The 6,419-nt window shown below is 69.6% G+C and carries 9 protein-coding genes and 1 pseudogene; 4 read left to right on the forward strand and 6 right to left on the reverse strand.

The window, feature by feature from the left end:
• Window positions 1-735: sulfurtransferase (locus CR162_RS21305; protein WP_099097492.1), on the forward strand; the 735-nt coding region annotated here is incomplete at its 5' end.
• Here CR162_RS21305 and CR162_RS21310 read toward each other — a convergent pair.
• From CR162_RS21310 to CR162_RS21325, 4 genes are all read right to left on the reverse strand, one after another.
• Window positions 672-965 carry a GNAT family N-acetyltransferase gene (locus tag CR162_RS21310; protein WP_245870524.1) on the reverse strand — a complete coding sequence of 98 codons (294 nt, stop codon included), beginning with the start codon at window positions 963-965 and terminating at the stop codon, window positions 672-674. The two genes, CR162_RS21305 and CR162_RS21310, sit on opposite strands and share 64 nt — an antisense overlap.
• An 89-nt stretch (window positions 966-1,054) precedes the next feature.
• The gene (locus CR162_RS21315; protein ID WP_099097493.1) at window positions 1,055-2,299 is read right to left on the reverse strand and encodes an MFS transporter; all 1,245 of its coding nucleotides are present in this window, start codon (window positions 2,297-2,299) and stop codon (window positions 1,055-1,057) included.
• On the reverse strand, window positions 2,296-3,759 hold the full coding sequence (locus CR162_RS21320; protein WP_099097494.1) for an FAD-dependent oxidoreductase: 1,464 nt from the start codon (window positions 3,757-3,759) through the stop codon (window positions 2,296-2,298). Before CR162_RS21320 ends, CR162_RS21315 begins: the two co-directional genes overlap by 4 nt.
• A gap of 55 nt (window positions 3,760-3,814) precedes the next feature.
• Entirely contained in the window at window positions 3,815-4,237 is a 423-nt protein-coding gene (locus CR162_RS21325) for a PadR family transcriptional regulator (RefSeq protein WP_099097495.1), read from the reverse strand.
• A gap of 271 nt (window positions 4,238-4,508) precedes the next feature.
• On the opposite strand from CR162_RS21325, the gene CR162_RS22575 reads away from it, so the two are divergent.
• Window positions 4,509-4,814, forward strand: coding sequence for a hypothetical protein (locus tag CR162_RS22575; RefSeq protein WP_176559979.1), 306 nt, complete (start codon window positions 4,509-4,511; stop codon window positions 4,812-4,814).
• A gap of 47 nt (window positions 4,815-4,861) precedes the next feature.
• Window positions 4,862-5,260: a hypothetical protein gene (locus CR162_RS22580; RefSeq protein WP_176559980.1), complete on the forward strand. Its 399-nt coding sequence runs from the start codon at window positions 4,862-4,864 to the stop codon at window positions 5,258-5,260.
• Window positions 5,261-5,371: 111 nt separating this feature from the next.
• Here the strand turns inward: CR162_RS22580 and CR162_RS23315 are convergent.
• Window positions 5,372-5,686 (reverse strand): annotated as a pseudogene (locus CR162_RS23315) (SOS response-associated peptidase family protein); the annotation flags it as partial.
• Between the two features lie 24 nt (window positions 5,687-5,710).
• Window positions 5,711-5,992 carry an SOS response-associated peptidase family protein gene (locus CR162_RS23320; protein WP_367604173.1) on the reverse strand — a complete coding sequence of 94 codons (282 nt, stop codon included), beginning with the start codon at window positions 5,990-5,992 and terminating at the stop codon, window positions 5,711-5,713.
• 244 nt (window positions 5,993-6,236) lie between these two features.
• On the opposite strand from CR162_RS23320, the gene CR162_RS21335 reads away from it, so the two are divergent.
• On the forward strand, window positions 6,237-6,419 hold a 183-nt coding region (locus CR162_RS21335), incomplete at its 3' end, for a hypothetical protein (RefSeq protein ID WP_141563281.1).

Here is a 6,419-nt window from a genome sequence, read left to right on the forward strand (position 1 = left end):
ACGCAACACGCGCGGGGTGCCGTCCGCCTGTCTATCGATGTGTGGGAGAAGGCTGCCAAGACACCGGAAGGCGCCCTGAGCCAGACGACTTTTTGGGCGGAGGCCATCGGGCGCCTTGGCATCGACGGCGACACGCAGGTCGTGGTTTACGATGACGGCCGCATGACAGAGGCAGCCCGCGCCTGGTTCATCCTGCAACATTTCGGCGTGCCCGCGGCTGTGGTGAACGGCGGCTGGCCCGCGCTGCTCGCGGTGCTGAAGGAAGCCGGAGCTACCGAGCAAGGCGTACCGCAGTCGCCCCACAAGGCTGTATTCACACCCCGCCCTAGTTCCGGGGTGGTCGCGCTGGTCGAGCGCAGCTCGCTCCGCGATGCACTGGCGCGGGGCACCGGCCCCCAGGTGTTCGATGCCCGTACGGCAGCGGAGTACCGAGGCGAGGATCTGCGTGCCAACCGGCGCGGCGGGCATTTGCCGGGGGCGAGGCACCTGGCTCATTCTGCTTTGCTCGGGCCTGATGGCAGGCTTCGTGCGCCTGAGGATCTCCGTGGATTGATCGATCAGGCTGGGCTTAATTCTGGTGAGCGCATCGTGACACACTGCGATGGCGGTGGACGTGCGGCCTTGGCGGCTCTGGCGGCGGCACAGGCAGGCTATTCGGATGTGGGCACCTATTACCTGAGCTTCGCCGATTGGGCAGCAGATGAGGCCTGCTCCGTGGAGCGCGTGTTGCGGTAGGCAGGTTGCGGACGGTAAGCGCCCGCATAGGCATAGTCGAGCACGCGGCCATCTGTGTCCTCGGCCACCTGATAGGGCAGCTCGCGCCCGGTGATGGCAGCGTCGCGCTGCCGCACATCGTCGGCCGTAAGCGGCTCTGTCCCGGAGGTGGCGGTGCCATGCATGACGTGGTGCCGGTAGATGGCGGCGACGGCGTCCATGTCGGCCTCCGTGGCGGACCGGATCGTCACCGCAGTCTCGGTATGATCTCTGGATGTCTTGCCGAGGGCTGTAATCATCATCGTCTGGTCCCGGGTCTGGTGGGCATGAAAGTGTTTGGTCAGGTTGTGGCTGGCGCGGTGCTGCCCGGCTTCAGGGCCACCGGCAGCAGCGCCAACACCATCAGGATGTTGAGCACGGCGGCGCCGCACAGCACGGCCAGCGTAGTGGAGGCGCCGAACCCGTCCAGCAGCCAGGCGCCGAGGAACGGCGAGGCCGCCTGCGCGACGAGGGTCGGCATGGCGATGCGGCCCATGAGCACCGCGTAGCCCTCCTTGCCGAAGAGCGCCAAGGGCACCGTGCCGCGAGCAATGGAGCGGATGCCGCTGCCCATGCCGTACATGATGATGCCTGCCGCCACGACACCCGGCGCGCCCACCAGCATGCCCAGGCCGACTGCCACCAGCACCGCCGAGGCGAGCAGGCTCCAGATTGGGTGCGCCTTCTTGCCGAACAGCATCTCCAGCACGCGGGCGCCAACTTGTGCCGGGCCAATCAGCGTGCCCAGGGCGACGGCTGCGGCCAGGGCCAGCCCCTGGGACTGCAGCAGTGTCAGCAGGTGGACGGACAGCACGGTCATGATGACTGCTGCCAGGGTGAACCCTGCCGCCAGCATGACGAAGGCGTAGCGTTGGCCCGCCCGCATGTGGCCCCGCACCGCGGCGGCCTTGGCTGCAGGGGCCGCGGCAGGCTTGGCGGCTTCGCGCGGCACTCCGAACAGGTAAAGCGGCAGGACCACCGCGAGATGGACGGCGGCGTAGGTCAGGCAGGCGCCCCGCCAGCCCAGCTGATCGACCAGGATGGCACTGAGCGGCCAGCAAACCGTGCTGGCGAAGCCGCCGAACAGGGTGACGTGGGTGATCGCCGAGCGCGCCTGCTCGCCGTAGAGCCGCCCCAGCGTAGAGAAGGCCGGGTCGTAGAGCCCGGCACCCATGGCCAGCCCGAGCACCACCCAGGCGACCACGAACACCGGCAGGCTGGGCGCCAGTCCGAGCAGCAGCAGGCCCGCGGAGAGCAGGACGGCGCTGGCGGCGAGCACGGGACGGCCGCCGTGCCGGTCGATCAGGTGGCCGACGCGCGGCGAAGCCAGGCCGGACACCAGCATGCCGATGGACAGGGCGCCCATGATCCAGGTCAGCGGCCAGCCAGTGTCCGCCGCGATCGGCCCGGCCAGCACGGCCAGCAGGTAGTAGGAGGAACCCCAGGCAAGGATTTGCCCGACGCCGATGGCCGAGACGACCGTCAGCCGTCTGCGGTCCGCCGCAGCACCGGCAGGGGCGCGCCCCGGCATCGTGGCCTGGCTCATTCGGCGGGCTCTGCCGGTGCGGTTGTCCGCGCGGTGTTGGTCACGCAGCAGGGCGTCTCCTTGACCAGCTCCTGCTCCGACCGCGGGGAGCAGCAGGCGACCGGGGGTGCTGCGGGAGCGCAGCAAGAGGACACCGCGTCGGCGGCGCCGGGGAACGCGCGGCTCCCGCTGCAGACGCCGGTCTCCGGCAGTTCGAGCTCGACCCGGCGCGCCGCCTCGAGGTCGCCCGCCAGGAAGGCGGCGATGGAGCGCACCTGCTCGTGGCCGGTGGCCAGCAGGAAGGTCGGCGCTCGGCCGTAGCTGGCCATCCCGGCAAGGAAAAGCCCGCTGTCCGGCTGCTGGAGCTCGAAGGCGCCGTGCGGCCGGACGGTGCCGCAGGAGTGCAGGTTGGGATCGATCAGCGGGGCCAGCACGCGCGGGCACTCCAGCGCCGGGTCCAGGTCCAGGCGGACCTCGCCAAGGATTCCGAGGTCGGGCCGCAGCCCTGTGGCGACCACCATCTCGTCGGCCTCCGCTGTCCGACCCTCCAGGCTTATGACCTGCAGGGAACCACCGGCGCCCCGGCGGATCTCATCCACCGCGAAGGGCGCGAGCAGCTCGACGGCGCCAGACGCGACGAGGCGCCGCAGGCGTTGGCCCAGGGCGCCGCGCTCCGGCAGCTGGTCGGCGGCGCCACCGCCGTAGGCCCGCGTCAGGTCGGCGCCGCGGGCCGCCCACAGGACGGTCGTGCCCGGTGCCTGCTCGGCCAGGCGGGCGAGGTCGAGCAGGGTGCCGATGGCCGAGTGGCCGGAGCCGACGACGAGGACGCGCTTGCCCGCGTAGCGGCCGCGCTCGGCGCCAAGGACGTCGGGCATGCCGTGGCGAATCTGGTCGGCGGCCTCGCGCTCGCCGATGGCGGGCAGGCCGGAGGCACCGGCCGGGCTTGGGTTGCCCCAGGTGCCCGTCGCCACGATGATGGCGCGGGCGAGTAGGTGGCCTTCGCGTCCGTCTGCCTGGAACCTGACTTCGAAGGGCTGCTCCACGCGCCCGGCGTCGCGGACCTTGCCAGCGTGGCATCGGGCAACGCCGGTGACGCGCGTGTTCAGGCGCAGGCGGCTGGCGATGTCCGGGAGCGCGGCAAGCGGCGCCAGGTAGCGTCCGACCAGCTCACGGCCCGTTGGGAAGCCGTCGGGGTCCGGCGCCGCCCAGCCGTGCCGCTCCAGCAGGGCCTGGGCCGCCCGGTCGATGTTGTAGCGCCAGGGGGAGAACATGGGGACGTGGCCCCAGGCGAGCGGCGCTGTGCCGACCGAGGGACCGGCTTCCAGGATGACCGGCTCAAGGCCACGCTCCAGCAGATGCGCCGCGGCGGCGAGGCCGACCGGACCGCCGCCGATGATGGCGACAGGTAGCGATCCGAGAGCGGCGTGGACCTCAGAGGCCCTGTTCTGAGGGCGCGGCGTGACGGAGCAGCAGGAGGTCATCTGACGGTCCTCTTGGGTATGCCTCGGTGGGCGATGTATGTGGGCAAGCCAGCACTTAGCACCGGCAGGCGCCCTTGGCCTGGTCGCGGGCGGCGGCGGCGCGGTCGGTCTCGGTCAGGGTCGCCGTGGCGTCCATCCAGGCTTCCAGGCCGACCTTGAAGGCGTCGCGGCCCTTGTCGGTCAGCGTGTAGACCTTGCGCTCACGGCCGGAGACGACCTCGGAGGCGGATGTCACGTAGCCGCCCTGCTCGAACTCGCGGAGCGTCGGGTACAGGGCACCCTCGGAGGGCGAGCAGCAGCCGTTGGTGGTCCGCTCGACGGCGCGGGCGATGTCGTAGCCGTGGGCCGGGCCATCGTGCAGCACCTGGAGGACGAAGAACCTACTGAGGGCCATCTTGATGGTCCCGGCCCAGTAGGCGCGGTCCGTGAAGTCCGGGGAGGGGCGGGCTACAGCGCGGAGGGCGGGTTCCTTCGACATCTCACAACGCTATGCCTTGGGGGGCGAGGTATCAAGAGCTACATGTCGGTGTGCATCGCGTAGTGAGACGTAAGTAGTCCGTTGGCTGACGATGGCCTCGCCCGATCACGCTACCGCCCCGGGTAAGGCAGGCACCGCCCAGCTCCAGTGCAACCTGTTTCTTGTCAATGCGTTAACCATTCTTGTGCCCTCTAGGCGATCTGGAAATCCATGGGTGGAAGGCTCTAGGGAGCCCTTGCAAGCCGCCACGAGAGAACCGATAATCCGCGCCATGAGCGAAGCTTTGGTCATCACGAGGCAAGAAGCGCGGACCACTAAGGAGGTAAAGAGGCGGCCCAAGGCTGCTCTTCGCCGCCAGCCCGCGATCGTGCGCGTGTCCAAAGTGAAAGACGCGGCGCAGGTGGTGAAGCAGCCGCGCAGAACCAAGGTGACAAAGCAGGTCGCCATGGCCACCGCGGATGCTCCTGACTGGCTGTTCGAGGCGGTGTCGGCGGCGACGATGCATCCACGCCATGCTGAGCTGGACCGCAAACTGGAAGCTGCGCGCCGGTCCAAGGCAGCCGCGACCTCCTCCTGACGGCGCCAGGGGAACCACCCTTCGATCCGCAGGAGGTCCTCGGTGGCGTGTTCCGCTACGATTATCTTTGGGCCTGCGAGGAGGCGAGTGGCAATCGCCGTGGGCTGAAGCAGCGCCCGAGCTGCGTCATTCTCGCTTTGGGCGCGGGCCAAGCCGTGTACTTGGCCATCAGCCACGAACCGCCACGTAGGGGCCAAGTGGCCGTCGAAATCCCCCCTGAGGTCAGGACCATTGCTGGGTTGGACGGGACCCGGCAGTGGGTCGTCGTTTCGGAGTTCAACTTCGACCGTCATGGCCCGCGCCTTGTCTCCATTCCCGGGAAGCGCGGCCAGAAACGCTACGGCACCCTCCCGCCAAGCTTCTTCGAGGAGGTCAAGAGCGCCTTCCTTGCGCAGCGCAAGGCGGGAACGCAGAAGAAGGTCGACCGCACGAAGGATGCGGCCTGACCATCCTCGGATGACGTGGGTTCGTCGCATGAGCTGCCGTCCGCCCCGAGCCCATCGACTCTCAGCTTGGCTCTCCCGGTTGCCCTTGCTCACGATGAGCATGTCGTTTTCCGGCAGCGGGCGCTGCAGCTCGCGGGCGACCGGCCACGGCGCCTCCAGCCAAGTGTCCATCTTGTCCAGCGTGGTCAGCAGCACCGGCATCGCCTTGGGATGGATGCCGCCCACCGTCTCGTTTGGGTCGCAGGTTAGGAGGCCGTAGAGCTCGTGCTCGCCCTCGACGGGATTGAACTTGGGGCCGCGCGTGCCGGTCCAGTTGCTCCAGATGCCCGCGCAGGCGAAGGGCGGCCGCTTCTCTGACAGCGCGAACCATACCGGCGTCTTCTTGGGCTTGGTGTCCTCCCATTCGGAGAAGGACGTCACCGGCACCGGGCAGCGGTGCGCCGGTCCCAGTCAGCGGCGCCAGTGCGGGCTGCGGGTGTTGCGGGTGTTGGTCACCGGGTGGCCGCCGTACTGCTCGGGGCCCGGCATGCCCCAGCGCATCTCGGTCAGTTCCCGATGGCCGTCCTGCGTCTGGCGCACGACCGGCGCCATGCTATCAGGGTAGATGGCGGGCAGGGGAGGGAGGTTTCCGGTGCGGTCGCGCGTAGCCCGGGTCAGCTCCAGGATGGCCTTCCGGTGCCGCGCCCGCGCGTCGTGGGCGGTGCAGCCCGGCCAGCCTGTCGCAGCACCCAAGCGAGGCCGCCCCAACCCTCCGCCGCCAGGTCGCGCGGCCCAGCGCCAGGCCCATCACACGGCCGCGCCAATCACCGGCCACACTCAACCCCGTCCGGCGCATCCAGCGAGCCCCTCCCGCAGTGAGCAGGGTATCGGCCGGGCACCTGCGGTCGCAGTTCCTCCCGGACGTCATGGCCCTGGCAAGTGCCCTTGAACTGCCTATGCTGCCCGGACGTTTCGGTGCCGAGGACAGGAGCGAACGATGAGCCTGGCAACCTACACGTTGAAGATGGCGGCCGTGACGGCGCCCACTGCCGCGCTCGTGGTCTTTGGCGGCGAGCCGATGCCTGCTGGCTGGCTGGACGGCGTCGTGATGCCGGGTGCCACCATTGGCCACGCTGCGGTCGTGGTGGGGTTTTGGGTGATCGGGTCGGCCACGACGGCA

This window comes from Teichococcus rhizosphaerae (assembly GCF_002631185.1).
GTDB lineage: Bacteria > Pseudomonadota > Alphaproteobacteria > Acetobacterales > Acetobacteraceae > Pseudoroseomonas > Pseudoroseomonas rhizosphaerae.

What these genes read in the sequence shown, in the direction of transcription:
- CR162_RS21315 (WP_099097493.1), bottom strand. Translation starts at nt 2,299, where the DNA reads ATGAGCCAGGCCACGATGCCGGGGCGCGCCCCTGCCGGTGCTGCGGCG.
- CR162_RS21320 (WP_099097494.1), bottom strand. Translation starts at nt 3,759, where the DNA reads ATGACCTCCTGCTGCTCCGTCACGCCGCGCCCTCAGAACAGGGCCTCT.
- CR162_RS21325 (WP_099097495.1), bottom strand. Translation starts at nt 4,237, where the DNA reads ATGTCGAAGGAACCCGCCCTCCGCGCTGTAGCCCGCCCCTCCCCGGAC.
- CR162_RS22575 (WP_176559979.1), top strand. Translation starts at nt 4,509, where the DNA reads ATGAGCGAAGCTTTGGTCATCACGAGGCAAGAAGCGCGGACCACTAAG.